General features: G+C 59.5%; 21 protein-coding genes. 15 read left to right on the plus strand and 6 right to left on the minus strand.

Annotated features, from left to right (window positions below; genetic code table 11):
• Positions 1–79 precede the first annotated feature (79 nt).
• Entirely contained in the window at positions 80–838 is a 759-nt protein-coding gene (locus H7687_RS17955) for a DUF1499 domain-containing protein (RefSeq protein ID WP_183349960.1), read from the plus strand.
• A gap of 77 nt (positions 839–915) precedes the next feature.
• Here the strand turns inward: H7687_RS17955 and H7687_RS17960 are convergent, their stop codons facing one another.
• The 3 genes from H7687_RS17960 to H7687_RS17970 all read right to left on the minus strand — a co-directional run bounded on the left by H7687_RS17960 (position 916) and on the right by H7687_RS17970 (position 3,632).
• The gene (locus H7687_RS17960; RefSeq protein WP_183349962.1) at positions 916–1,137 is read right to left on the minus strand and encodes a hypothetical protein; all 222 of its coding nucleotides are present in this window, start codon (positions 1,135–1,137) and stop codon (positions 916–918) included.
• Between the two features lie 301 nt (positions 1,138–1,438).
• The gene (locus tag H7687_RS17965) at positions 1,439–2,995 is read right to left on the minus strand and encodes a HAMP domain-containing methyl-accepting chemotaxis protein (protein ID WP_371877584.1); all 1,557 of its coding nucleotides are present in this window, start codon (positions 2,993–2,995) and stop codon (positions 1,439–1,441) included.
• A gap of 76 nt (positions 2,996–3,071) precedes the next feature.
• Positions 3,072–3,632: an antibiotic biosynthesis monooxygenase gene (locus H7687_RS17970; protein ID WP_183349966.1), complete on the minus strand. Its 561-nt coding sequence runs from the start codon at positions 3,630–3,632 to the stop codon at positions 3,072–3,074.
• Positions 3,633–3,973: 341 nt separating this feature from the next.
• Between H7687_RS17970 and nifV the strand changes: the two genes are divergently transcribed.
• The 9 genes from nifV to H7687_RS18015 all read left to right on the plus strand — a co-directional run bounded on the left by nifV (position 3,974) and on the right by H7687_RS18015 (position 14,843).
• Complete coding sequence (gene nifV, locus H7687_RS17975) at positions 3,974–5,116, plus strand: homocitrate synthase (RefSeq protein WP_183349967.1); 1,143 nt, start codon at positions 3,974–3,976, stop codon at positions 5,114–5,116.
• A 420-nt stretch (positions 5,117–5,536) separates the two neighbouring features.
• Complete coding sequence (nifH, locus tag H7687_RS17980; protein WP_183349969.1) at positions 5,537–6,406, plus strand: nitrogenase iron protein; 870 nt, start codon at positions 5,537–5,539, stop codon at positions 6,404–6,406.
• Positions 6,407–6,601: 195 nt separating this feature from the next.
• Positions 6,602–8,047: a nitrogenase molybdenum-iron protein alpha chain gene (gene nifD, locus H7687_RS17985; RefSeq protein ID WP_183349971.1), complete on the plus strand. Its 1,446-nt coding sequence runs from the start codon at positions 6,602–6,604 to the stop codon at positions 8,045–8,047.
• Positions 8,048–8,271: 224 nt separating this feature from the next.
• Positions 8,272–9,741, plus strand: a complete 1,470-nt coding sequence (nifK, locus tag H7687_RS17990; protein ID WP_183349973.1) for a nitrogenase molybdenum-iron protein subunit beta — start codon at positions 8,272–8,274, stop codon at positions 9,739–9,741.
• A 146-nt stretch (positions 9,742–9,887) separates the two neighbouring features.
• Positions 9,888–12,644, plus strand: coding sequence for a bifunctional nitrogenase iron-molybdenum cofactor biosynthesis protein NifEN (locus tag H7687_RS17995; RefSeq protein WP_183349975.1), 2,757 nt, complete (start codon positions 9,888–9,890; stop codon positions 12,642–12,644).
• Between the two features lie 89 nt (positions 12,645–12,733).
• The gene (nifX, locus tag H7687_RS18000; protein ID WP_183349977.1) at positions 12,734–13,123 is read left to right on the plus strand and encodes a nitrogen fixation protein NifX; all 390 of its coding nucleotides are present in this window, start codon (positions 12,734–12,736) and stop codon (positions 13,121–13,123) included.
• A 163-nt stretch (positions 13,124–13,286) separates the two neighbouring features.
• A complete protein-coding gene (gene fdxB, locus H7687_RS18005) occupies positions 13,287–13,550 on the plus strand; it encodes a ferredoxin III, nif-specific (protein ID WP_183349979.1) in 264 nt (87 codons plus the stop codon).
• A 97-nt stretch (positions 13,551–13,647) separates the two neighbouring features.
• On the plus strand, positions 13,648–13,977 hold the full coding sequence (locus H7687_RS18010) for a NifB/NifX family molybdenum-iron cluster-binding protein (protein ID WP_183349981.1): 330 nt from the start codon (positions 13,648–13,650) through the stop codon (positions 13,975–13,977).
• Between the two features lie 74 nt (positions 13,978–14,051).
• The gene (locus H7687_RS18015; protein ID WP_183349983.1) at positions 14,052–14,843 is read left to right on the plus strand and encodes an NAD(+)--dinitrogen-reductase ADP-D-ribosyltransferase; all 792 of its coding nucleotides are present in this window, start codon (positions 14,052–14,054) and stop codon (positions 14,841–14,843) included.
• Between the two features lie 194 nt (positions 14,844–15,037).
• On the opposite strand, the gene H7687_RS18020 is transcribed toward H7687_RS18015, so the two are convergent.
• Together H7687_RS18020 and draG are read right to left on the minus strand one after the other, a co-directional pair.
• Positions 15,038–15,181 carry a hypothetical protein gene (locus H7687_RS18020; protein ID WP_183349985.1) on the minus strand — a complete coding sequence of 48 codons (144 nt, stop codon included), beginning with the start codon at positions 15,179–15,181 and terminating at the stop codon, positions 15,038–15,040.
• A 120-nt stretch (positions 15,182–15,301) separates the two neighbouring features.
• Complete coding sequence (gene draG / locus H7687_RS18025) at positions 15,302–16,204, minus strand: ADP-ribosyl-[dinitrogen reductase] hydrolase (RefSeq protein WP_183349987.1); 903 nt, start codon at positions 16,202–16,204, stop codon at positions 15,302–15,304.
• 500 nt (positions 16,205–16,704) lie between these two features.
• On the opposite strand from draG, the gene H7687_RS18030 reads away from it, so the two are divergent.
• The 5 genes from H7687_RS18030 to H7687_RS18050 all read left to right on the plus strand — a co-directional run bounded on the left by H7687_RS18030 (position 16,705) and on the right by H7687_RS18050 (position 22,880).
• Positions 16,705–17,562 (plus strand): radical SAM protein, encoded by an 858-nt coding sequence (locus H7687_RS18030; RefSeq protein ID WP_183349989.1) that lies wholly within the window; start codon positions 16,705–16,707, stop codon positions 17,560–17,562.
• A gap of 2 nt (positions 17,563–17,564) precedes the next feature.
• On the plus strand, positions 17,565–18,368 hold the full coding sequence (locus H7687_RS18035) for a GNAT family N-acetyltransferase (protein WP_183349991.1): 804 nt from the start codon (positions 17,565–17,567) through the stop codon (positions 18,366–18,368).
• An 84-nt stretch (positions 18,369–18,452) separates the two neighbouring features.
• Complete coding sequence (locus tag H7687_RS18040) at positions 18,453–19,265, plus strand: electron transfer flavoprotein subunit beta/FixA family protein (RefSeq protein ID WP_183349993.1); 813 nt, start codon at positions 18,453–18,455, stop codon at positions 19,263–19,265.
• A gap of 63 nt (positions 19,266–19,328) precedes the next feature.
• Positions 19,329–20,642 (plus strand): electron transfer flavoprotein subunit alpha, encoded by a 1,314-nt coding sequence (locus tag H7687_RS18045; RefSeq protein WP_183349995.1) that lies wholly within the window; start codon positions 19,329–19,331, stop codon positions 20,640–20,642.
• Between the two features lie 234 nt (positions 20,643–20,876).
• The gene (locus H7687_RS18050; protein ID WP_183349997.1) at positions 20,877–22,880 is read left to right on the plus strand and encodes a (Fe-S)-binding protein; all 2,004 of its coding nucleotides are present in this window, start codon (positions 20,877–20,879) and stop codon (positions 22,878–22,880) included.
• Here H7687_RS18050 and H7687_RS18055 read toward each other — a convergent pair.
• Positions 22,813–23,715, minus strand: coding sequence for a YdhW C-terminal domain-containing protein (locus tag H7687_RS18055; protein WP_503826695.1), 903 nt, complete (start codon positions 23,713–23,715; stop codon positions 22,813–22,815). The two genes, H7687_RS18050 and H7687_RS18055, sit on opposite strands and share 68 nt — an antisense overlap.
• Positions 23,716–23,918 lie beyond the last annotated feature (203 nt).

The following is a 23,918-nucleotide window of genomic DNA, read 5'->3' on the forward strand; positions in this document are numbered from 1 at the left end:
GGCAATCTTCCGCCCCCGGAGGGGGGGGGCGGGGAGGGGGATTTTCCCCTGGAGAGCATCACTTGGTAAAGGAGGCGATATGGAACAGGAGCAGAATAAGACTTCCGTCCGCAGCACCGCTATGGTGCTGCCGCTTTTCGCGGTTGCCTGCGCCGCCTTTGCCTTTTTGCTGCTCTTTTCCTCCGGTCCCGGCGCGAGACTCAACGCCTGGGACTTCAGGACCGGCTTCGCGATGATCAAGTCGGCAGGCTATATCGGGTTGGGGTGCGCCGTCGTGGCGCTTGCCTCAAGCGTGATCTCCGCCAGGAAAAGACACTACCAGGGCATTTTCGTGTCGCTGCTCGCCTTGATCCTCGCCCTGATTTCGTTCAGCATCCCGCTGTACTGGAAGCTCCAGGCGCAAAGCTACCCGCGCATCCACGACATCAGCACCGATCTCAACAATCCGCCCCGTTTCGTGGCCATCAGCAGCTTGCGCCGCTCCGGCGTGAGGTACGGCGGGATCGACATCGCTACCCAGCAGATGAAGGCGTATCCGGAACTGAAGACCATCGTCATGGCAGTGCCTGCCAACGAGGCCTACAAGATGGCGCTACTGACGGCAAGGGACCTGGGGTGGGATATCGTGGCCGAGCGGCCCGCGGAGGGGACTATCGAGGCTACCGATACGACAAGGTGGTTCGGCTTCAAGGACGACATCGTGATCCGCGTCGTCCCGGCGGGCGATCGGTCGCTACTCGACATCCGCTCCGTATCGCGGGTCGGCATCTCCGATGTCGGCACCAACGCCAAGCGCGTGCGCGCCTTCATGGCCAAAATCGCGCCCGGCCACAAGTAGACGGGCGCACGGCTGGCGCCGGTGTCGGGACCTGTGCAGACAGGTTTTCATCCCCGGGGGAGTGCTCCCGGGGATTTTTATTTATCCTCTTTGACCCGGAGCAGTTTGAGGATGTTCTTCGCGCAAAGGTCCAGGTTGTTGTTGACGAAGTCGAGGGTCTCCATCCGGTTGTCGACCGTCACAAAATGCGTCTGGGGAGAGGAGCTTGGCAAAGCCCCCTTGCTGGAGAGCTGCACCTGCAGGACACAGAAATCCGCCGAGTCCAACCTGGCACCGCCACTGCGATCTTTGGAAGCCATCACGTCCTCCTTTACAGCTAATGACGTTGTTCCCGCCACACTACAAGACTGAAAGCATCCACTCGTATACGGAACATTGGAGTAAATCTTAGTATTTAGATGTAACTTGGATCACAGTTCGTGAACTTTGTGTCTGAGGTTTACCGGCTCGACGCGCCGTCATCAATGGGTTGCCGCGCGATACCGGCACATTGCCAGGATCTTTACGCACGCTGGATCAATGAGATAGAGAGGAAAAGGCAGTGAAGGTGTGCCCGACACCATGGGCCGGGCACACCTGTAACGGATAGGGGAGGGGCGACTAGTACTTCTCGAACCGCTCGTCCTGTTCTTCCAGGTCCAGCACCGCCCCCGAGTAGGTGAGTTTGGGGCCGGTGGCCTTGGCCGCAGGCTTCTTGATGGCTGGTTTGGCCGGAGCCCTGCGCACCGGCGCTGCGGCTTTTTGGCCGCTGTTGCCTGCGGTGAGCTGTGAGATAGCGCCTTGAAGCTGTTCAGCCTGGCTGGCAAGTTCCTCCGCGGTGCTGGCCATTTCCTCGGCGGCCGAAGCGTTCTGCTGGATCACCTGGTCGAGTTGCTGGATGGCCTGGTTGATCTGCACCACACCGGCATCCTGCTCCTTGCAGGCCGCGGTGATCTCCTGCACCAGTTCCGACGTCTTCTGGATGTTGGGAAGCATCTGGGCCAGCATCTCACCGGCCCGGTCCGCCACTTCCACGCTCCCCTGGGACAGGTTGGAGATCTCTGCCGCGGCCTTCTGCGAGCGCTCAGCCAGCTTTCTCACTTCGCTTGCCACGACGGCAAACCCTTTGCCATGCTCTCCTGCCCGAGCCGCCTCGATGGCTGCGTTCAAGGCCAGCAGGTTGGTCTGGCGCGCGATCTCCTCGATGATGGAGATCTTGCCGGCAATCTCCCGCATCGCCTGGACCGTCTTGGTCACCGCCTCTCCGCTTTCCTTGGCGTCGGCGGCCGTTTTCAGAGCGATTTTTTCGGTCTGCAGGGCGTTGTCCGCGTTCTGCCGCACGTTGGCCGACATCTGCTCCATGGACGATGACGCCTCTTCTGCTGCCGAAGCCTGCTCCGTCGCCCCCTGGGACAACTCCTCCGCGCCTTGCGACATCTGTTGGCTGCCGGAAGAAACGTTGTTGGCAGCGTTCATAACCTCGCCCACCACGGCACGCACGGAGCGGATGATGAAAAGAGCTACCGCGATCACGATGGCCACCACGACGATGGTAGAGGTGATTGCCAAGACCAGAGAGGATTTCTTGATGGCGATGGCCTCTTTGCTCCCCTTGTCCGAGAGCGCGAGGTTGTATTTCAGGTGTGCGGCAAAGACGTTGTCGGCCTTGGTACAGATGGAGCGGTTGGTGGTGAAGACCTCCCTTGCCTCGCTGTTCTTGTTGGCACGCGACAGGCCGAGCACCTTGTCCACCATGGCGTACAGTTCCGCCGTGGCGGCACGGTCATCCGCCAGGAACTGTCTGTCCTTGTCGTCAGAAAGAAGTGCCTCGTAATCCTTGAGCGCCTTGTCGACATCGGTTCTTGCGTCCTGGATCACCCGGTCCAATTCTGCCATCTTGGACTCGTCGGTGTTGAGGATGTGAATCAGGGTCTCCGTCTGCACGTCGCGCATCGCGATGGAAGCACGGTTGAGCACGGTGATACTCGGGACACTGTTGACGTTCCCGTAGTTAGCCGCGTTGTAGACCCGCTCGGACTGGAACTCGTTGAAGACCGTGAGTCCGACCATAGCGAACACCGAGACAAACAGCAGCAGGAATAACCTTTTCGAAATAGACATGGCTGCAACTCCTTTTGATCTGTACGCCAATTGACGTAGCGGTTTCTTGTCGCCCATGCCTATTCGGTTTTGTAAGACACTTCTTTAGCGTAAAAAAAATGCGCAGTGGCCGGAACTGCAGCGGGGGGGGATATCAGTCAAATAGCCAGCGCTGCACCAGGCGGGTATAGCGCGGCATGACCAGGTAGACCATGAGGAAAACGATCACCCCGGAAACGACCAGGGTGTCGAAGTAGGGGAGGGGTGGCAGGCCCAGAAGTCGCAGCAGCGGTATCACGGCCAGTGGTACGCACGATGCCAGCGGGAAGATCGCCGACCACGTCACCAGGAACTGCTTCCAGCGGACCGGCACCTTCGCCCTTGCCCCCTGCGGTGTGAACCAGAAATCGAGGCCGCTGCGCACGAAGAAGTCGTCGTCACCGGCGAGCAAAGGACGGACCTTTTCGATCAGTTGGCTGCGCACCTCTGAATTCATCCACCCTTGCAGGTGCTCCACGGTATCGAACCGGATGATTACCGTATAGGTCTCCGAAAGGCCGGGAATGGGGCGCACAATATGCCAGTCGAGATGGCCGGGGGTCGCCCTGCACAAGGGTCCAATCTCCTCCAGCCAGTCGTTGTATCCTTCCTGTTGCCCCTCTTTTACACGGTGGGTGATGACGACCGTGGCGCCTTGATCAACTGGATATGACATAACGGCTCCTTTCTTGTCCACACACTAGAGTCTACAGCAATACATGACAAAGAGGATCTCGGATCAGCTGTTCGACAACACGACTTTTGCCATAAATTTAAGCGTGCTGCTGTTTGTCTTGCCACCCACACTCCCGGATACCACCGGACCATGTCGATGTTGATGCCCATGACTTTCCACACGGTTTCAGATACTTAAGCATCCGGCGGATTACGTATACCGACTCCAGGGTTGCTACTGGCACAGCTTCTGCTCTTCAAGGTCAATGCCTGACGGCAGCTTAAGGGCAACGGCGCCCGCTACGCTTTGGAAACGGAGCTTCGGCTTCGGAAGGAGGCGCTATGGGTGAGCAGAATAAGGTATTCATCGGCGACACGACGTTGCGCGACGGCGAACAGACTGCCGGCGTTGTCTTCAACGCCCGCGAGAAGATTGCGATCGCGAGGCACCTGGACGAGATGGGCGTGCACGAACTGGAATGCGGCATCCCGGCCATGGGCGAGGAGGAGCGCGAATCGATCCGGGCCCTGGTCGATCTGGGACTGTCGGCACGCCTCATCACCTGGAACCGTGCCCTGGTGACCGACATCGAAGCGAGCATCGCCTGCGGCATAGAGGCCGTGGATATCTCGCTGAGCGTCTCGGACATCATGATCGAGCACAAGATCAACAAGAGCAGGGATTGGGTGCAGGAACAGCTCAAGCGCGCACTCGGTTTCGCCAAGGGAAAGGGGCTGTACGTCTGCGTCGGGGGCGAGGATGCCAGCCGCGCCGACGGCGACTTCCTGGTAGAGCTGATGCGTACCGCCCGCGATCACGGCGCAGACCGCTTCCGTTTCTGCGACACGCTCGGCATCCTCGACCCGTTTGCAATGCATGAAAAGGTGGCTCGTCTGAACGCGGCGGTGCCCGAGCTTGAGATCGAGGTACACGCGCACAACGATCTCGGCCTTGCCACAGCGAACGCCCTGGCCGGCGTGAGGGGAGGGGCGCGTTACATCAGCACGACGGTGAACGGCTTGGGAGAGCGCGCCGGCAATGCGGCGCTGGAAGAGGTGGTCATGGCTCTCAAGGTCGCCTGCGGCATCGACGTAGGCATCGACACCAGGCGCTTTCGTGCGGTTTCCAGGCTGGTAGGGCGGGCCTCCAACCGCGAGGTGCCGGCCTGGAAGGCAGTAGTGGGGGAGAAGGTGTTCTCGCACGAGTCCGGACTGCACGCGGACGGGGTCTTGAAGGATCCGCGCAACTACGAGTTGTTCCCGCCCGAAGAGGTCGGCCTCACCAGGCACATCGTGGCAGGCAAGCACTCCGGCACCAACGGCATCGTGGAAAGCTACCGCCAGATCGGCATCCCCATCTCCCGCGACGAGGCACAGGAACTGATGGCCCAGGTAAGGAGCACCGCCCAACGCATCAAGGGGCCGCTAGCAGCAAAGGATCTGCTCAAACTGCACCAGGCCCGCACGGTTTCGCTGGCGGCATGAGCCGCCTGGTGCGGTACGGCTGGCCCCCAGCCGGCGTCGATTGGGTGCACAATAGTTAGGCAACTGCCTCTCCACAAAGCCCGGCAAAGTGAAGAATCAAAATTTGGTAAACGATATAACAGTGTAATGTCGGCAGGTTACAAGTTGGCATGGTAGCTGCTTAGAACAGAAATGAAAACTGAATAGGGATACACCGAGGTATTCCAACCAGAGCAGGAAGGCAAGGGCGCCACCGTAGCAATACGGAGCGCCCTTTTTTTATTGGAATCGGCCTCGAAAAACCAAAAGAGCCCCGCGCCGCCTCCGCATCGGAGGAGACCGGACGAGACCGGCGGGTTCGTCAGAGTGGCTGACGAAGTCGGTCGAGCGGTCCCCGGAACGACGGCGGCGGCAGTGGGGCACACAAAAAGGAGAAGGAACATGAGACAGATCGCGATCTACGGCAAAGGCGGCATCGGCAAATCCACCACCACCCAGAACACAGTGGCAGGTCTGGCATCCCTCGGGAAGAAAGTCATGATCGTAGGCTGCGACCCGAAGGCTGACTCCACCCGCCTTATCCTGCACGCCAAAGCCCAGTCCACCGTCATGGACCTGGTCCGCGAGCTGGGCACGGTTGAGGACCTCGAACTGGAAGACGTACTCAAGGTCGGCTACGGCGACGTCAAATGCGTCGAGTCCGGGGGGCCGGAGCCGGGTGTCGGCTGTGCCGGCCGCGGCGTCATCACCGCCATCAACTTCCTCGAGGAGAACGGCGCCTACACCTCGGATCTCGACTTCGTCTTCTACGACGTCCTCGGCGACGTCGTCTGCGGCGGGTTCGCCATGCCGATCCGCGAGAACAAGGCGGAAGAGATCTACATCGTCTGCTCCGGCGAGATGATGGCCATGTACGCCGCCAACAACATCGCCAAGGGCATCCTGAAGTACGCCTCCTCCGGCAAGGTCCGCCTAGGCGGCCTGATCTGCAACTCGCGTAACACCGACCGCGAGGACGAACTGATCGAGGCGCTCGCCGCCAAGCTCGGCACCCAGATGATCCACTTCGTTCCCCGCGACAACCAGGTACAGCGCGCCGAGCTGAGGAGGATGACCGTCATCGAGTACTCCCCGGAGCACAAGCAGGCCGACGAGTACCGCGAACTGGCCCGCAAGATCTCGGAAAACAAGATGCTGGTGGTGCCGACCCCGCTCACCATGGACGAACTCGAGGAACTGCTGATGGAGTTCGGCATCATGGAAGCCGACGACGAGTCGGTCGTCGGGGTGGCAGAGGCGGCATCGAAGTAAGTATCCTTGTCCATCCTCCCTCTCCCTTTGGGAGAGGGGCGGGGTGAGGGCTAGCTCCCGCAGCCATCTCGCTTCTGCCAACGCCCTCACCCGGCCTTCGGCCACCCTCTCCCGGAGGGCGAGGGGAACCGCAGCAAGGGGAGGGGGGATTCTCAAACAACCGCGAGCCCGGGCAACCGGAGCCGGAGGAATATTATGTCCACTGAATTGAAGACCGTAGAAGGAATCACCAAGGAGTCCACCCAGGCCATGATCGACGAGGTCCTGGAGCTCTATCCCGAGAAGGGTAAGAAAAAGCGCGCGGCACACCTCGCGCCCAACGACCAGGCCTCCGGTTCGGCCTGCGTCAAGTCCAACAAGAAGACCGTCCCCGGCGTGATGAGCGCCCGCGGCTGCGCCTATGCAGGCGCCAAAGGCGTGGTGTGGGGTCCGATCCGCGACATGGTGCACGTATCGCACGGCCCGGTCGGCTGCGGCTGGTACTCCTGGGGGACCCGGCGTAACCTCATGAGCGGCATCACCGGCGTCAACAGCTTCCCGATGCAGTTCACCTCGGATTTCCAGGAGAAGGACGTCGTCTACGGCGGCGACAAGAAGCTCGCCACCCTGCTCCAGGAAGCGAAGGACCTCTTCCCGTTGGCCAAGGGGATCTCGGTTCTCTCGGAATGCCCGGTCGGCCTGATCGGCGACGACATCAACCAGGTCGCCAAGGTGGCCGCCAAGGAACTGGACATCCCGGTCATTCCCTGTAACTGCGAGGGCTTCCGCGGGGTATCCCAGTCGCTGGGACACCACATCTCCAACGACACCATCCGCGACTACATCATCGAGACCCGCGAGTTCCCGGAGCCGATCGGCCCCTACGACATCGCGCTGATCGGCGAATACAACATCGGCGGCGACGCCTGGTCCACCAAGCCCCTCCTCGAGGAGTGCGGCTTCAACGTCAAGGCGGTCTGGACCGGCGATGGCGAGATGGACCGCATCGCGGCCACCCACCAGGTGAAGCTGAACGTGATCCACTGCTACCGCTCCATGAACTACATGTGCAAGGTCATGGAGGAGAAATACGGCATCCCCTGGATCGAGCTCAACTTCTTCGGGCCGACCAAGATCAGGGAGAGCCTGAGGAAACTGGCCGAACTCTTCGATGACAACATCAAGGCAAAGGTCGAGGCGGTCATCGCCAAGTACGATCCGCAGATGCAGGCGATCATCGACGAGTACAAGCCGCGCCTGGACGGCAAGAAGGTGATGCTCTACGTGGGCGGCCTGCGCCCCCGTCATACCATCAACGCCTACGAGGACTTGGGCATGACCTGCGTCGGTTCCGGCTACGAGTTCGCCCACACCGACGACTACGACCGTACCGCATCCGAGATGCCCGACGCCACCGTGGTTTACGACGACGCCTCCGAGATCGAGATGGAGCACTTCGCCCACATTCTGAAGCCCGACCTGATCGGCTCCGGTATCAAGGAGAAGTACCTGTTCCAGAAGATGGCCATCCCGTTCCGCCAGATGCACAGCTGGGACTACTCCGGCCCCTACCACGGCTACAAGGGTTTCCCCATCTTCGCCCGCGACATCGACATGGCGGTCAACAGCCCCACGTGGAAGCTGGTCGAGGCGCCGTTTTAAGCACAAAGTCTTTCGGCCTGACAGCTCCCCCTCCCTTGACGGGCCTGCGCGCCGAAGCGCTACGGGCCGCGAAGGCGGGAGGGGGCAGGGGGGTGGGTGAAGCCGCAAACGACTGACGCTGTGACACCTACCCCCACCCCCTAACCCCCTCCCGCAAGGGGCGGGGGGATGAACTTACTATCTGGCGGTGTGACGGATGAGTCTCCCGCCAAAGGAGATATGCAATGGCAAACAATCTTGGACTTACAGTCAAGCCGGTCACCGAGACACCTGAATCTGAAGTAAAGAGGGTGGCGGCCTGGATCAATACCGAGGAGTACAAGGAGAAGAACTTCGCGCGCCAGGCCCTGGTGATCAACCCGGCCCACGCCTGCCAGCCGCTGGGCGCGGAACTCGCCGCACACGGCTTCGAGGGGAGCCTTCCCTTCGTGCACGGCTCCCAGGGGTGCGCCTCCTACTACCGCTCCACTTTGAACCGTCACTTCCGCGAGCCGGCTCCGGCGGTCTCCGACGCCATGACCGAGGACGGCGCGGTGTTCGGCGGGCAGAACAACCTGCACGAGGGGCTCGAGAACAGCTACAAGCTCTACAAGCCCAAGATGATCTCGGTTTTCACCTCCTGCATGCCGGAGATCATCGGCGACGACCTGACCGCGTTCATCAAAAACGCCCGTCTCAAAGGGTTCGTCCCCGAGGATCTTCCCATCCCGTACGCCAACACCCCGAGTTTCAACGGTTCGCACATCCACGGCTACGACGCCATGCTGCTCGCCATCCTGCAGACCCTGACCAACGGCAAGAAGGTGGAAGGGCGCTGCACCGGCAAGCTGAACCTGCTCCCGGGCTTCGACGCCAACACCGGCAACATCAGGGAGTACAAGAGGATCCTGGAGGCATTCGGCATCCCCTACACGGTGCTGGCCGACATCTCCGACGTGTTCGACTCCCCCAACGACGGCACCTACCGTCCGTACCCCGGCGGGACCAAGCTCGAGGATGCTGCTGATTCGGTCAACGGCAAGGTGACCCTGGCGCTGGGCACTTACTCCACCGCCAAGACCTACGGCTGGCTCAAGGACAACTACTCCGGCAAGCATGCCAGCATCCCGATGCCCTTCGGCATCGCCAAGACCGACGCCTTCCTGCTGAAGCTCTCCGAGCTCACCGGCAAGCCGATCCCGGCTGCGCTGAAAGAGGAGCGCGGGCGCGCAGTCGACCTCATGACCGACGCCCACCAGTACATCCACGGCAAGAAGTTCGCAGTCTACGGCGACCCCGACTACCTGCTCGGCCTGGTTTCCTTCCTGCTCGAGGTGGGCGCCAAGCCGACCCACGTGCTCTGCTCCAAGGGGACCAAGAAACTCGAGAAGGAACTGCAGGCGCTGCTCGACTCGTCCCCCTTCGGCAAGGAAGGGAAGGTCTACATCAACAAGGACCTGTGGCACCTGCGCAGCCTGGTGATGACCGAGCCGGTGGACGCCATCATCGGCGACACCCACGGCAAGTTCGCCGCACGTGATGCCAAGGTACCGCTGTTCCGCTTCGGCTTCCCGATCTTCGACAGGGTGAACCTGCACCGCGAGCCGCTGATCGGCTACCAGGGCGTCATGAACATGATGGCCACCATCTGCAACAAGTTCATCGACGTCACCGACGAAACCTGCGATGAGCGTCACTTCGAGATGATGCGTTAAAACCCAAAAACCGTTAGCCACGGAGGACACGGAGAAATTCTGAGAGAGGCAAAAGGCTTTAGGTTTTAGACAAATTCTTTGGTTTTCTCAGAAGTTCTCAGATTTTCTCCGTGGCTAATGGTTTTAGCCCCAGAAAGGAGGCTCCAATGGCGAAGCCGGATTGGTACGACACGACAGATTGCGACACACACGACGCTGGGGCTCCCAAGTTCTGCAAGAAATCCGAACCGGGCGAGGGGACGGAGCGAAGTTGCGCCTATGACGGCGCACGCGTGGTCCTCATGCCCATCACGGACGTTATCCACCTGGTGCACGGCCCCATCGCCTGCGCCGGGAACTCCTGGGACAACCGCGGGGCACGCTCCTCGGACGCCCAGATCTACCGCCGCGGCTTCACGACGGAAATGCTGCAAAACGACGTGATCTTCGGCGGCGAGAAAAAGCTGTACCGCGCCATTCAGGAACTGGCTGCGCGCTACCCGGAGGCGAAAGCCATCTTCGTCTACGCCACCTGCGTAACCTCCATGACCGGCGACGATATCGAGGCCGTCTGCAACGCCGCCAGGGACAAGGTGAGCATCCCGGTCATCCCGGTGAACACACCGGGCTTCATCGGCGACAAGAACATCGGCAACCGTCTGGCGGGGGAGACCCTCTTCAAATACGTGATCGGAACGGCGGAGCCCGAGTACACGACAGACTACGACATCAACCTTATCGGCGAATACAACATTGCCGGCGACCTCTGGGGGATGCTGCCGCTCTTCGATCGGCTCGGTATCCGCGTGCTCTCCTGCATCAGCGGTGACTCGAAATTCGAGGACCTGCGCTACGCGCACCGCGCCAAGCTCAACGTCATCGTCTGCTCTAAGAGCCTGACCAACCTCGCCAAGAAGATGCAGAAGAACTACGGCATCCCGTACCTCGAGGAATCCTTCTACGGCATGACCGACGTCGCCAAGGCGCTGCGGGACATCGCGCGGGAACTGGACGATCGGGTCAACGGACTTGAGAAGCGGGTGATGCAGGACCGCGTGGAGAAGCTCATTGCCGAAAGCGAGGCTGCCTGCCGTGCCGAGCTTGCTCCCTACCGTGCCCGCCTGGAAGGGAAGAGGGCGGTGCTCTTCACCGGCGGCGTGAAGACATGGTCCATGGTGAACGCGCTTGCCGAGCTTGGTGTCGACATTCTCGCCGCCGGGACACAGAATTCGACGCTCGAGGATTTCTACCGCATGAAGGCGCTGATGCACGAGGACGCCTCCATCATCGCCGACACCAGTACTGCGGGCCTGCTCTCGGTCATGTACGACAAGCTCCCCGACCTGATCGTGGCGGGCGGCAAGACCAAGTACCTGGCCTTGAAGACCAGGACCCCGTTCCTGGATATCAACCACGGCCGCTCTCATCCCTATGCCGGGTACGCCGGTATGGTCACTTTCGCCAAGCAGCTCGACTTGACGGTTAACAACCCGATTTGGCCGGCTCTCAATGGCAAAGCCCCCTGGGAGAAGGATGCCGCTGCGCTGGAAGCGGAGCTGGCCGTGACTGCGGGACACGCGGCCGCGTTGGCCGCCATCGAAATGAAAGGATCGCGGGTCAAGGTGCCGACCAAAAACGCGACGGTGAACCCGCAGAAGAACTCACCCGCGCTCGGTGCCACGCTGGCCTATCTCGGCATCGACGGCATGCTGGGCCTCCTGCACGGTGCGCAGGGATGTTCCACCTTTATCAGGCTGCAGCTCTCCAGGCACTTCAAGGAGTCCATCGCACTCAACTCGACCAGCATGAGCGAAGATGCCGCTATCTTCGGCGGCTGGGAGAACGTGAAAGTGGGCCTGAACCGGGTCATGGAGAAGTTCAAGCCGGCCGTCGTCGGCGTCATGACAACCGGCCTTACCGAAACCATGGGCGACGACGTGAGAAGTGCCATCGTGCAGTTCAGAGAGGCGCACCCCGAACACGATGAAATTCCGGTGATTCACGCTTCGACCCCGGATTACTGCGGCTCCATGCAGGAAGGTTATGCCGGCGCAGTCGAAGCCATCGTCATGACCGTGCCCGAAGGGGGTATCCCTATACCTGGACAGGTAAATATCCTGCCCGGTTGCCAGCTAACTCCTGCGGAGATCGAGGAAATAGCCGAGATTTGTCGCACCTTCGAGCTTGATCCAGTCGTTGTTCCCGACATCTCCAATGCCCTGGACGGCCATATCGACGCCACTGTTTCTGCCCTTTCGACGGGAGGGGTCAGCATCGAGCGGATCAAGTCAGCCGGAAGAAGTGTCGCCACGCTGTACTTCGGCGATTCTCTGGCAGACGCCGCCACGATGCTCAAAGACAAGTTCGGCATCCCCAACTACGGCTTCACCTCGATCACCGGCCTGGTCGAGTCCGATCTTTTGATGTCCACACTCTCTGCGGTCTCAGGCCGGCCCGTTCCCGAGAAATTCCGGCGCTGGAGAAGCCGCCTGATGGACGCCATGGTCGATAGCCATTACCAGTTTGGACAGAAGAAGATCGCACTGGCGCTGGAGGCGGACCACCTGAAGGGGATGACCACATTCCTCGCCAGTCTCGGATGCGACATCCAGGTCGCCATCGCCGCAACCAGGACAAGGGGACTGGACCAGTTGCCGGTGGACAATCTGTTCGTGGGAGACCTGGAGGACCTGGAGCAGACTGCGGCGGGCGCCGACCTGCTGGTGGCCAATTCCAACGGGCGCCAGGCCGCCAAAAAACTCGGAATAGGTGCCCATCTACGGACGGGGATGCCGGTGTTCGACCGGCTCGGGGCGCACCACAAGATGTGGGTGGGCTACCAGGGGACGCTTAACCTGATTTTCGAGCTGGCAAACATCTTCCAGGCCAACGCCAAGGAAGCGCAGAAGCTGGCGCACAATTGAGAACCAGATTAAGACAAAGATTAAGAAAGGGGACTGTTTCTACTTTGTCTTAATCTCAGTCTTAATCTGCATTTCTAAGGAGACACGCTATGAAGATCGCTTTTACTACCAGCACGGGCGAAACAATCGATATGCATTTCGGCCAAGCGGAGTCCTTCCACATTTGGGAGGTGGGACCGGAAGAGGCGCATTACGTCCAGACTGTTTCGGTGGGTGAACACGGCAGTGACGAGGAGGACCGCATCGCCGCCCGGGCCAACTTGCTTTCCGACTGCGCCATCGTCTATACCATGCAGATCGGTGGTCCGGCCGCGGCAAAGCTGGTGGCCAAACGCATCCACCCCATGAAGACCAACGTCGAGGTGGGGCTTAAGGAATCGATCGAGAAGATGCAGGAGGTTCTGAGGGGAAACCCGCCCCCTTGGCTGCGTAAGGCAATGAACAAGGACCAAGTGGGATCCTTTCTCGACGAAGATTAGCTCTGTCCCCTCTCCCTCTGGGAGAGGGTGAGGGTGAGGGCGTTGCCACGAGGGATACCCCTCACCCCCGCCCCTCTCCCAGGGGGAGAGGGGAGACCAGCCCAAAGAGTGCAGGTAAAGCTTTAAACATAATCCGTAATCAACCAGGAAAAGGAGAATCACCATGGCTTACATCACCGGTTTGACCAAGAGCAAGAAAGAGTGGACCCCCGAATTCATCGTCGCCATCGACGACGAGACCTGCATCGGCTGTGGCCGCTGTTACAAGGTCTGTGCTCACGACGTCCTGAGCTTTGAAGAACTCGACGAGGACGATTCGGCGAAGATGTTCATGAAGGTCGAAAATGCCGGCAACTGCATCGGTTGCGGGGCCTGCGGCCGGACCTGCTCCAAGAAGTGCTTCAGCTTTGCGCCGGTAGAGGCGTAACAGGCAGAGTAAGACTAAGATTAAGATTAAGAAAAAACCACTGCGGTTCCTCTATCTTAGTCTTAGTCTTAATCTTAGTCTGTCTTTAGGAGGTTTTATGTTATTCGCCGTAGCATCCAAAGATGGCAAAGAAATCAACCAGCACTTCGGGCACGTCGAGCGCTTCCTCATTTACCAAGTGGAGGAAGACGTGGTCACTTTCCTGGAAGAGCGTCCCGTTGAGAAGTACTGCCGGTTCGACCCGGAACATCCGCTGCGCGCCCACACGCTCAAAGACACGGCAGACGCTCTCAAAGGCTGCCGGGCGGTGGTCTGTTCCATGATAGGCGAGGCTCCGAAAATGGAACTTGAGCGCCTCGGCGTTGAACCCTACGTGGTAGAAGGCGAGATCGAACCCGTCCTTAGAGACCTCGCGCGGGTACTGTAAAAACAGGTCTTGCTGTTTGTCCATCAATCTTAATCTTTGTCTTAATCTCATTCTGTCTCTCAGTTGGTGATTCAATGGAGAATTCATTCAACCACTGCAACCTTCCCCCCTGGGTCATCGCTTCCCGTCATTTCAACGACAACCCGCAGCCCTTGGAAATCCAGGGAGTGCGAGCCGTGAACCGCTTCCTATTCGATAAGCTAGACGGTATCGCTTCCCATGAAGAACGCGCCTCCATCTTCAACGACTACATGTCAGTTAAATTCCAGTTGCACCAGTGGCAGCAGGAGACTGCGACGGCGCGCAAGAGCCTTAAAAACAGCTACCTGCGTTTTCTCAGAGGATGGATGATGGACTCCAACTCGGTGGAGGGCGCGGTGCTGAAAGGATGGGTGGAGAGCAGGATGGGGCTGGCTCCGACCTTTCACAACGTGCGCATCGCCGGGATTCACGACGAGAATTACCTGCCGTACGCCGTGGACCGCACCAAAGGGAGCGCACGCACGTCGGCGATCAATTCGCAACTCGACCTTCTTTATGAGTATTGCCAATACGAGCTCGCCAAGAGGTATCCGGATCGCAAGCACCTCACCTTGTACCGGGGCACATTCGATCGGTCGGAATATGATGTCCTTGAGACGATCTCGAAACGGGAAGAGATCGTTAGGCTTAACAACCTCAATTCCTTCACGACGGACGAGGAGCGTGCCTGGGAGTTCGGTTTCATCGTGTGGCAGGTGCAGGTCCCGCTGGCCAAGGTGTTCTTCTACAGCGAGTTGCTACCCAACTCGATACTGAAGGGTGAGGGGGAATGCCTGGTGGTCGGTGGGGAGTACCGCGTTAAGCGACTCATGTGCACGGTTTAGAGTAGTGACAGCCTTGATCAACCCACCAGGATAGCGTCACAGAACTTTTTCACTGCGTCCAGGAACCTTTTCCATTTGTTCTGGAACATTTTCTTAGCGATAGGAGCTTTCCCATTCGTTCTGGAACTTCTCCTTGGCCTTCTGGAACTTTTCCATCGTGTTCTGTAACCTTTCCGTCAGTTATGGATCCATTCCTACGCGTTCTGGAACTTCCCCTTGGCCTTCCGGAACTTTTCCATGGTGTCCTGGAACTTTTCCGTCAGTTCTGGTTCCATTTCATCCCGCTCTGGAGCTTTTCCGTTGTGTCCTGGAACTTTTTCGTCGAGTTCCGGTGCCATTTCATCAGTTCTGGAGCCATTTCATCGTGTTCTGGAACTTTTTCATCGTGTTCTGGAACTTTTTCATCGTGTTCCGGAACTTTTCCATCGTGTTCCGGAACTTTTTCATCGTGTTCCGGACTACCTCTGCAGCAGCGGGGACAGCTGCAACAATTCTGCGGCGAGATTCAAGATCTCGGTAACCACTTCCTTCGCCAGTTTCTTCCGCCATCTGGCCGGAATTCCCTCTTCTCCATAATATGCACCGGCAATGGCGCCCGCTATGGCACCGGTCGTGTCTGCGTCGCCACCTTGATTGACGGTCTCGATAACACACCCCTCGAAAGAGCGCGACCGGAAGAAGCAGTGAAAGACGGTTTGCATGGTGTCCACCACGTAGCCAGTGGCCAGTCCTTTGTACGGATCAAAAGAAAAGGAGGGATGCATGGAGATGAGCTGGTCCACCTCCCGGCGCAGTTGCAGCATGGATCGCCCGGTAAGTGCCAGGTGCAGCAATCGTCCAAGGTATATGGAGGCTGCATCGGAGTAGGGATGGTTGTGGGTAAGATGGGCCTGCTCCAGGGTGAGACGCTCGAGTAAGAGGTTGTCGCCAACGGTGCAGAGGGCGACGGGGAGCGTCCGCATGGCCGCGCCATTTCCGCCGTCCCACTCGTTGGGAGGAGTCTCCACGATCCCACGCAGCATATAATTCCTGATACCGCGCCGGCAGGTGTCACCGACATCGATGGGCTTGGACTTGAGCCACCCGGCAAGGTTTTCGGCTGCCGCCTGCAGGTTCCATCCTCCTTCCTTTACGATGGCCCGCGCAAGGCAAAGAGACATCTCGGTATCGTCGGTCACCTGCCCGGGTCTCAACCTGAGCCAACCGCCTCCCACCATCTCTTTCAGCACCCCGTACTTGTCCTTTATCTCTCCGCGCGTCATGAACTCCACCGGCGCCCCGAGCGCATCACCAACCGCAAGACCGAGGAAAGCTCCCCGAACCCTGCTGAGAAGTTCACTATGTGCAGAAGAAGTAGTCATAGGCATAACTTTGCAATATCCAATCCGTTGTTCCGGTGCTGGCCGATGCGCGTTGTGAATCCTCTTGCTGCGCCTGTTTCCGCTGTGTCAGGCGCGTAAGCCAGAGGAAAGGTTGCTGCCGGGACCTTAGGCAATGCCCAAAAAATAGTCGAGTATAGGTGGCGGGAGGCAGAAAAGTTCTGAAAGAAGCAGAAAGAGTGGCAACGCTCCAGGGCACGCCGCTTAGGTTCGCAGATACCGATCATCGCAAATACGAATCAGTGGTAAGCCATTATCTTTCAATGTTTTGCTGGGCTGATGTCTCCCGGTCGCAGTCAGCGACTGCCCCCCTGACAAACCGTAGACGGCATCCTGCGGTGCCAGTGGCACGCTAAATGCTCTTTAGAGGCAAAGGTACAACGATGTATCTGACAGTGACGGCAACGATGCCCGGCGGATAGAGATATCCGACCGGGCATTTTTCGTTTTCAGGACAGCCTGAAAGGATCAAGGAGGATGACATGGCGACCTCGTGCGAAAAGATGAAGAAGATTCAGGGGCATCCCTGCTTCGGCGGCAACCACCACAAAAATGGCAGGATGCACCTGGCGGTGGCCCCCAAGTGCAACATCAAGTGCGGCTACTGCACCAGGCGCCACGATTGTGCCAATGAATCGCGGCCTGGCGTGACCAGTCGGCTGTTATCCCCTGAGGAGGCGATCGTCAGGGTGCGTGAGGTGATGGCGAGCCCTGTGACCGGCCCCATCATCAAGGTTATCGGCATCGCCGGTCCCGGCGATCCGCTCTTCAACGACGAGACGTTTGAGACCTTCCAGTTGGTGGACCGCGAATTTCCCGACCTGATCAAGTGCATGAGCACCAACGGGCTTTTGCTGCCGGACAAGATGCCGATCCTCAAGGCGCTGGGGCTGCACAGCCTGACCGTCACCCTGAACACCTTGGACCCGGTCATCGGCGGCAAGATCTACTCGTACGTGCACTACCGGGGCACGACGTACAGCGGCAGCGAGGCGGGCGAGATACTGGTGTGCAACCAGTTGGAAGGGATCCGCCAGGCAGCAGAACTTGGGATGACCATTAAGGTCAACACGGTGCTTATCCCCGGAGTCAACGATGCCCAGATACCGCTCATCTCGCAAAAGGTGAAGGAGTTGGGCGCCTTCGTCATGAACATCATGCCGCTCATTCCGCAGGCGGACTTCGCCCACATCGAGCCGCCTTCGGCGGAACGACTGGACGCGTTGCGCCGCGACAACGAAAAGACGATAGGGCAGTTCAAGCATTGCAAGCAGTGCCGGGCAGATGCGGTGGGGCTCATCGGTGAGAACCTGCAACTGGCAGTCGCAAGGGCAGAGTGATCATGCTGAGCCCGTTTCTTACTTCCGACATCGATCCCTTCCTCACCATGGCGTCGACGGAGGGGTGGCTCTGCGGGAAATGGGAGATGGAGTTCCTGCTGCAGACTTTCCCGCAAGGCTGTCTGGTGAAGCGGTCGGGCAGTGAGACGTTGGGTTACATCACCTCGTTACGCCACGACAAAAGCGGCTGGATCGGGAACCTCCTCGTCGCGCCACAGGCGCGAAGGGGCGGCATCGGCACTGAGTTGATGCAGGGTGCCATACACGCATTACTGGATGCAGGAGTGGAAACGGTCTGGCTCACGGCCTCGGCTAAAGGGGTGGAGTTATACAGGAGGCTGGGTTTTACCGCTATCGACAGTATCAACCGCTGGGTGGGGGAGGGGAGTGGAGGCACCGGCTGGTCTCCTTTCTCGCCTTGGGACCCGGAGATGGTGCGTCACGTGGACTGTGCCGGGTGGGGCGACCGCCGCGAAGCCCTTTTGCACGTAACCAGCGGACGCGGGCACGTCATCTGCGACAATTACTCGTTCGTCTGCATTCAGCCCTGGCCACAAGGGACGCAACTGGGCCCGTGGGGTACGCTCCTGGAAGGTCAGGCGGCACCGCTGCTCGATCTTGCCCTTGCGGCGGCGGGCACACCGGTGTTCCTCGATGTCCCCGCCGGCAACGTGGCGGCAGCGGTTTTGCTCAGTCGCAAAGGTTTCTCGATCAAAGGGAGCAACACACTCATGTACCTTGGCGTCAGGCCTAAATACTCGCCACAGAAGGTGTTTGCACTTGCCAGTATGGGCAGTATGGGCTGATCAATCAGGCGCAAGGTAAAACGGTATTGCAGTAAACCTATAAACGGGTAAGTAGAAAAATGATTGTATCCACAAGGAGGGCGCATGTTAGTCGTCGCCTGCATCAAACAGGTTCCTGACACCACTCAGGTACAGATAGATCCGGTAACCAACACTCTCATCAGGGACGGCATACCGTTCATCATCAATCCCTATGACAGCCATGCATTGGAAGAGAGCCTTCGCCTCAAGGACAGTCATGGTTTCAAAGCCGTGGCCCTTTCCATGGGCCCACCCAATGCGGAGGCAACACTCAGGAAAGCGCTGGCGCTCGGCGTCGATCGCAGCATCCTCCTTTCCGACCGCGTCTTCGGCGGCGCCGACACGCTCTCGACCAGTAATGTGATTGCAGCAGCCATTAAAAAACTGGGCGAACAGGAAGAGGTGGGGATCGTTTTCTGCGGCAAGCAGACCATAGACGGCGACACCGCGCAGGTCGGGCCCGGGATTGCAGTGCGCCTTGGGTACTCCCAGTTGACGCTGGTGGACCGGATTGAAAAGATCGACATTGTGAACAGGACCATCGTGGTGCGCCGCAAGTTGGAGGGGCGCTACGAGGTCGTCGAGGCGCGGCTGCCGGCCATGATCACCGTGGTGCGCGAGTTGAACCGCCCGCGCTACCCGACGGTGCCCATGCGGCTTTCCTCGGCCAAGGCGCAGGTGGAGTGCTGGAGCAACGACCAGTTGCAGTTGGACGTGAACAGCGTCGGGCTGAAAGGGTCACCGACCTGGGTGAGCCGCATCTTCTCTCCCGAGCGCAAGGAAGGTGAGATCATCGGTGACGGCATCAGCGACCCGGTGGGGGCCGCAAGCCTGCTGCTGGACCGGCTGGTTGATGGCGACATGCTGGCGGTGTAGACAATCCAAGTTTGTCCGACCAGTCGGACCAGTCGGACAGAATTCAATTAGAACAGGTGCCCCATGACTGAACCACAGAAACAAAAGAAACCTCGCGGCAAAGCGCGGGTCATTGCCGGCAAGTGCATCGCCTGCGGCGCGCGCTGCCAAAGCGTCTGCCCGGTGAACGGCGTTGAGATGAGCGAGCAGGGCGAGCCGACCATCGAGGCGGCAAAGTGCATCGGCTGCGTAAAGTGCGTCAAAGCCTGTCCGGCGGGCGCGCTGGAAATGTTCTACACGGCAGAAGAACTCGCCATCATCGCCAGCTTCGAGAAGCACGGCGGCGAAGAGGTGGACGAGGAAGAGCTTGAGCGCCGCAGCAGGATCGCAGCGTACAAGGGCGTATGGGTCTTCATCGAGCACAACGACGGCGAAGCTGCCAAAGTCTCCTGGGAACTGACCGGAGTAGGGCGAGAGCTCGCCGACCAGCTCGGGGTGCCTCTTTCGGCGGTCATCATCGGTAGCGGTGTCGAGCATCTCGCCGACCTCGCGTTCAGTTACGGCGCCGACCAGGCGTACCTGGTCAACGCCCCGGTGTTCCGCCAGTATCGAACCGAGCCGTTCCTTGAGGCGATGTGCCACCTGATCGATCAGCACAAACCTGAGGTGGTGCTGATGGGGGCAACGGGGATGGGGCGCGATTTGGCAGGAGCGGTCGCAACGCGCGTCAAGACCGGCCTCACCGCCGACTGCACCGGTCTCGGCATCGACGCCAAGGGGAACCTCATGCAGACGCGGCCGGCCTTTGGCGGCAACATCATGGCCACCATCATGTGTGACCGTTTCCGGCCGCAGATGGCGACCGTGCGCCCGCATGTGATGCCAATGCCGTTTCAGAACAAGGGCAGGACCGGCACTGTCATCCACGAGAGTTGCCCGATTTCTGAATCGTCCATCTTCACCCGCGTGCTGGAAGTCATCACCGAAAAGGGCGCCAAGGACAAGGTGGACGTGGCCGGTGCCGAGTTCATCGTCTCTGGCGGCCGCGGCCTCATGGCGAAGGAGAACTTCGCCATGCTGGAGGAACTGGCGGAGGAATTGGGAGGTGTCGTCGGCGGGTCGCGCAGCGCCGTGGACGCGGGCTGGCTGCCGCAGGACCGCCAGGTCGGACAGACGGGGAAAACGGTGCGCCCCAAGATCTACATCGCCTGCGGCATCTCCGGCGCCATTCAGCACCTGGTGGGCATGCAGGACTCCGACGTCATCGTCGCCATCAATCGCGATCCCGAGGCGCCCATCTTCGAAGTCGCCACCTTCGGCATCGTCGGTGACCTGTTCCAGGTAGTGCCGGCGCTGACCGCGCAGGTGAAGGAGATGAAGCAAAGGCCAGCTGCCTGAAAACCTTAAAGCAGTTACGCGAAGGACACTGAGTATCCGCGGAGAACTCGGGGGATTTTTTGGCATTACCTAGCGTTCTTTGCGCATGCTTCGGGTTCTTTGCGTAACTGCTTTCTGCCAAGACTTTATGGAGCATCTAGGAACGCTTCTTTCAGCTCAGCCAGTTTCCCCAAGCATAAGGGGACAGGCACCTGGCGGGGCCAGTCCCCTCCCGGCATCAAAATGGAGCCTTAAATGGAACTGACACTTTTCACCGCTTTGCTTACCGTTTCGCTTGCCACATTTGCCTTCAGCTGTTACCGAAGATTGTCGCTCGTCACTGTAGGCCGGAGCGAGCACCGCTTCGACCGTCCCGTCGATCGCCTGAAAGAAATGCTGGTGTACGCGGTCGGACAGAAGAGGGTGGTAAGCCGCCCCTTCGGCCTGAATCACGGCATCATCTTCTGGGCGTTCCTGGTGCTGGCCCTGGCTAACCTGGAATTCCTCGTTTCTGGCATCGCCCCGGCGCTTTCCTTCGCGCTGCTCCCGGCGCCGCTCCACGGCGCTCTGCTGTTGCTGTTCGACGCCTGTTCCTTGGCGGCTTTTGCCGCTGTCGTTATCGCAGCAGTGCGGCGAACGGCGTGGCCTCCATTCGACGGAGCCCGCACCTTCGAGGCCTATTTCATCCTCTCCATGATCGCCATACTGATGCTGGCTTACTTCGGGCTCAACGGAGTGCGCATCGCCCAAGGCGTGCTCCCTTCGACTTCCGCCACACCGGTGTCGAATCTTGTCGCGGGCCTGCTGCAGGCGACACCCGCAGCAGCGCATCTGGAAACGGCGGGCAACATCTTCTGGTGGATCCACGCCGTGGTGCTGCTGGGGTTCATGAACTTCCTGCCCTACAGTAAGCATATGCACATACTTACCGCCATACCCAACGTATTCCTGCGCAGCATGGGGAAGTGCAACACACAGGAGCGCGAGACCTTTCTGGAAGGAAACAGCTTCGGTGCGGCCACCTTGGAGCAGCTTTCCTGGAAGGACCTGCTCGATTCATTCTCCTGTACCGAATGCGGCCGCTGCCAGCAATCCTGCCCCGCAGCCAGCACCGGGAAGCAGCTCAATCCGCGCCAGGTCATTCATGCCCTCAAGGAAAACCTGCTTAAAAACGGCGGGGTGATGGCAAAGCTCTCCGGGGACCGCGCGGCGGAGCGGCAGATCTCGTTGATCGGCAGCGGGGAAAACGGGAGTACCAGGGACGCCGCCCTGTGGAGTTGCACCTCGTGCGGCGCCTGCATGGAGGTTTGCCCGGTCTTCATCGAGCATCTTCCCAAGATCGTCAAGATGCGTCGGCACATGGTGCAGATGGAAGCCACATTCCCCGTGGAACTGCTGAACCTCTTCGAGAACATGGAGCAGCGCTCCAACCCCTGGGGCATGGCGCCGTCAGAACGGAGCAAGTGGAGTTCGCAGTTGAACCTGCGCCCTTTCGAGGCGGGGGAGACTGAATACCTGCTTTTCGTCGGCTGTTCCGGCGCCTTCGACGCGCGCAACAAGCAGGTTTCGGTGGCGCTGACCCGCGTGCTGGACGCGGCGGGCGTTTCCTACGGAGTGTTGGGCAAGGAGGAGAAGTGTTGCGGCGACAGCGTGCGGCGCCTGGGCAATGAATACCTGTTCGACCAGATGGCCAAGCAGGCCGTGCAGCAGTTCGTGGCCAAGGGGGTTGCCAAGGTGATCACCCAGTGCCCGCACTGCTTCACGACGCTGAAGAACGACTACCGCCAGTACGGCCTGGAACTGGAGGTGATACATCACAGCGAGTTGATCAACGACCTGCTAAAGACCGGGAGACTCAAGACCGACGGCAGCGGCGATGTCGGGCGGGTGGTGTTTCACGACTCCTGTTACCTGGGGCGGCACAACGACGTCTATGATGCTCCTCGCGAGGCGCTCACGATGGCTACCGGGCGGGAGCCGCTGGAGATGGGGCGCAACCGGGGGAACGCTTTCTGTTGCGGGGGCGGGGGAGGGCGCATGTGGCTCGAGGAGCACGAAGGGACGCCGATCAACCGCAACCGTGTGCAGGAGGCGCTCGCGCAGCAACCGGAGATGATCTGCGTCAGTTGCCCCTTCTGCATGACCATGTTCGAGGACGGTATCAAGGAGTTGACCGGCACCAACGCCCAAGTCAGGGACATTGCGGAAGTAGTGGCACTCTCACTCCAGCCGTCGCTTCTTCCTCCATCCAGTTCATAAGCGAGAAGGCCTGCTCCTCGTTCATGTGGAGGGTGGAATAGAGGTATTCAGCCTCGGTTTCCGGGTGCACCAGCTTGCGGATGTCCGCGTATTGAGGTGAGTTGAGTATGCGCACGATGCAGGGGTGGAGCGTGGCGGCGGGGATGCCGTAAACCTGGCTGGTGAAAAGGCTTATCCTGGTCGGCCTGGGGTAGATGCGGGATTCTTCCCGCACCGTGTCGACGATGGTGCTGCAGGCGTCGGAAACGGCCGAGCGAACCAGCAGGCCGGCGTATTTCTCGGTGATGTGGGCGTCGCAATAAAGGTAAAGCTCGCCACTGAAGGCGGAGACGGTCTTGATGTCCCGGTACTGCACCTGGGTCTGCATCTCGTTGAGCAGCGAACAGATCTTCACGGGCTTGATATCCGGGAACAGCGCGAACATGCTGTTCAACGGACTAAGGGCGGTGAGGACCCGGGAATCCCTGCGGATCTTTTCCGCCATGGCATGCTTCACCTCTTCCAGCTTCCCTTTGGCGGCGGCATCTTCGATGCTCATGTATTCCTGGGAATAGAGAAATAACTGTCCGGACGGGGTTATCAGTGTGCGTATGTCACTGGCCAGGGCGCCTGCTGAGATTGCATCCAGCACCCCATGTTGCAGTTCACCCGGCAGTCCTTTGGCGAGTACGGTCAGGATGCGGGAGGAGGTCAGTGCACCATACCTTTTCGAGTTGCGCCTGACATTGTGAATCAGCTTTGCCTTAACCTCTGCGATCTGCTCGGTCATGCCGGTGCGATGGAAAGTCTCTGCGGCAGCTCTTTGGCTGTGGTCTGAGTGGAATCCCTCGTGCATTGTCAGTAGTACCTCGCGGAAAGCATTAGAACATCTTCACCACGTCTATAATAAACGACAAATGCATCCTGTAAACAGTGTCGTTAAATTTTTTTTACTCCGACCGCAGATCCCTGCCCACCAGCGACTCGGGCCGCCTGAGCGAAACATTAAAGAAGCGCACACTTGACATTAATTTAAACTAATATATTCTGGTTCCCGCT

Origin of the sequence: Geomonas paludis (assembly GCF_014193585.1) — a bacterium.
GTDB lineage: Bacteria > Desulfobacterota > Desulfuromonadia > Geobacterales > Geobacteraceae > Geomonas > Geomonas paludis.

What these genes read in the sequence shown, in the direction of transcription:
- H7687_RS17955 (WP_183349960.1), top strand. Translation starts at nt 80, where the DNA reads ATGGAACAGGAGCAGAATAAGACTTCCGTCCGCAGCACCGCTATGGTG.
- H7687_RS17960 (WP_183349962.1), bottom strand. Translation starts at nt 1,137, where the DNA reads ATGGCTTCCAAAGATCGCAGTGGCGGTGCCAGGTTGGACTCGGCGGAT.
- H7687_RS17965 (WP_371877584.1), bottom strand. Translation starts at nt 2,995, where the DNA reads ATGGGCGACAAGAAACCGCTACGTCAATTGGCGTACAGATCAAAAGGA.
- H7687_RS17970 (WP_183349966.1), bottom strand. Translation starts at nt 3,632, where the DNA reads ATGTCATATCCAGTTGATCAAGGCGCCACGGTCGTCATCACCCACCGT.
- nifV (WP_183349967.1), top strand. Translation starts at nt 3,974, where the DNA reads ATGGGTGAGCAGAATAAGGTATTCATCGGCGACACGACGTTGCGCGAC.
- nifH (WP_183349969.1), top strand. Translation starts at nt 5,537, where the DNA reads ATGAGACAGATCGCGATCTACGGCAAAGGCGGCATCGGCAAATCCACC.
- nifD (WP_183349971.1), top strand. Translation starts at nt 6,602, where the DNA reads ATGTCCACTGAATTGAAGACCGTAGAAGGAATCACCAAGGAGTCCACC.
- nifK (WP_183349973.1), top strand. Translation starts at nt 8,272, where the DNA reads ATGGCAAACAATCTTGGACTTACAGTCAAGCCGGTCACCGAGACACCT.
- H7687_RS17995 (WP_183349975.1), top strand. Translation starts at nt 9,888, where the DNA reads ATGGCGAAGCCGGATTGGTACGACACGACAGATTGCGACACACACGAC.
- nifX (WP_183349977.1), top strand. Translation starts at nt 12,734, where the DNA reads ATGAAGATCGCTTTTACTACCAGCACGGGCGAAACAATCGATATGCAT.
- fdxB (WP_183349979.1), top strand. Translation starts at nt 13,287, where the DNA reads ATGGCTTACATCACCGGTTTGACCAAGAGCAAGAAAGAGTGGACCCCC.
- H7687_RS18010 (WP_183349981.1), top strand. Translation starts at nt 13,648, where the DNA reads ATGTTATTCGCCGTAGCATCCAAAGATGGCAAAGAAATCAACCAGCAC.
- H7687_RS18015 (WP_183349983.1), top strand. Translation starts at nt 14,052, where the DNA reads ATGGAGAATTCATTCAACCACTGCAACCTTCCCCCCTGGGTCATCGCT.
- H7687_RS18020 (WP_183349985.1), bottom strand. Translation starts at nt 15,181, where the DNA reads ATGGCACCGGAACTCGACGAAAAAGTTCCAGGACACAACGGAAAAGCT.
- draG (WP_183349987.1), bottom strand. Translation starts at nt 16,204, where the DNA reads ATGACTACTTCTTCTGCACATAGTGAACTTCTCAGCAGGGTTCGGGGA.
- H7687_RS18030 (WP_183349989.1), top strand. Translation starts at nt 16,705, where the DNA reads ATGGCGACCTCGTGCGAAAAGATGAAGAAGATTCAGGGGCATCCCTGC.
- H7687_RS18035 (WP_183349991.1), top strand. Translation starts at nt 17,565, where the DNA reads ATGCTGAGCCCGTTTCTTACTTCCGACATCGATCCCTTCCTCACCATG.
- H7687_RS18040 (WP_183349993.1), top strand. Translation starts at nt 18,453, where the DNA reads ATGTTAGTCGTCGCCTGCATCAAACAGGTTCCTGACACCACTCAGGTA.
- H7687_RS18045 (WP_183349995.1), top strand. Translation starts at nt 19,329, where the DNA reads ATGACTGAACCACAGAAACAAAAGAAACCTCGCGGCAAAGCGCGGGTC.
- H7687_RS18050 (WP_183349997.1), top strand. Translation starts at nt 20,877, where the DNA reads ATGGAACTGACACTTTTCACCGCTTTGCTTACCGTTTCGCTTGCCACA.
- H7687_RS18055 (WP_503826695.1), bottom strand. Translation starts at nt 23,715, where the DNA reads ATGCACGAGGGATTCCACTCAGACCACAGCCAAAGAGCTGCCGCAGAG.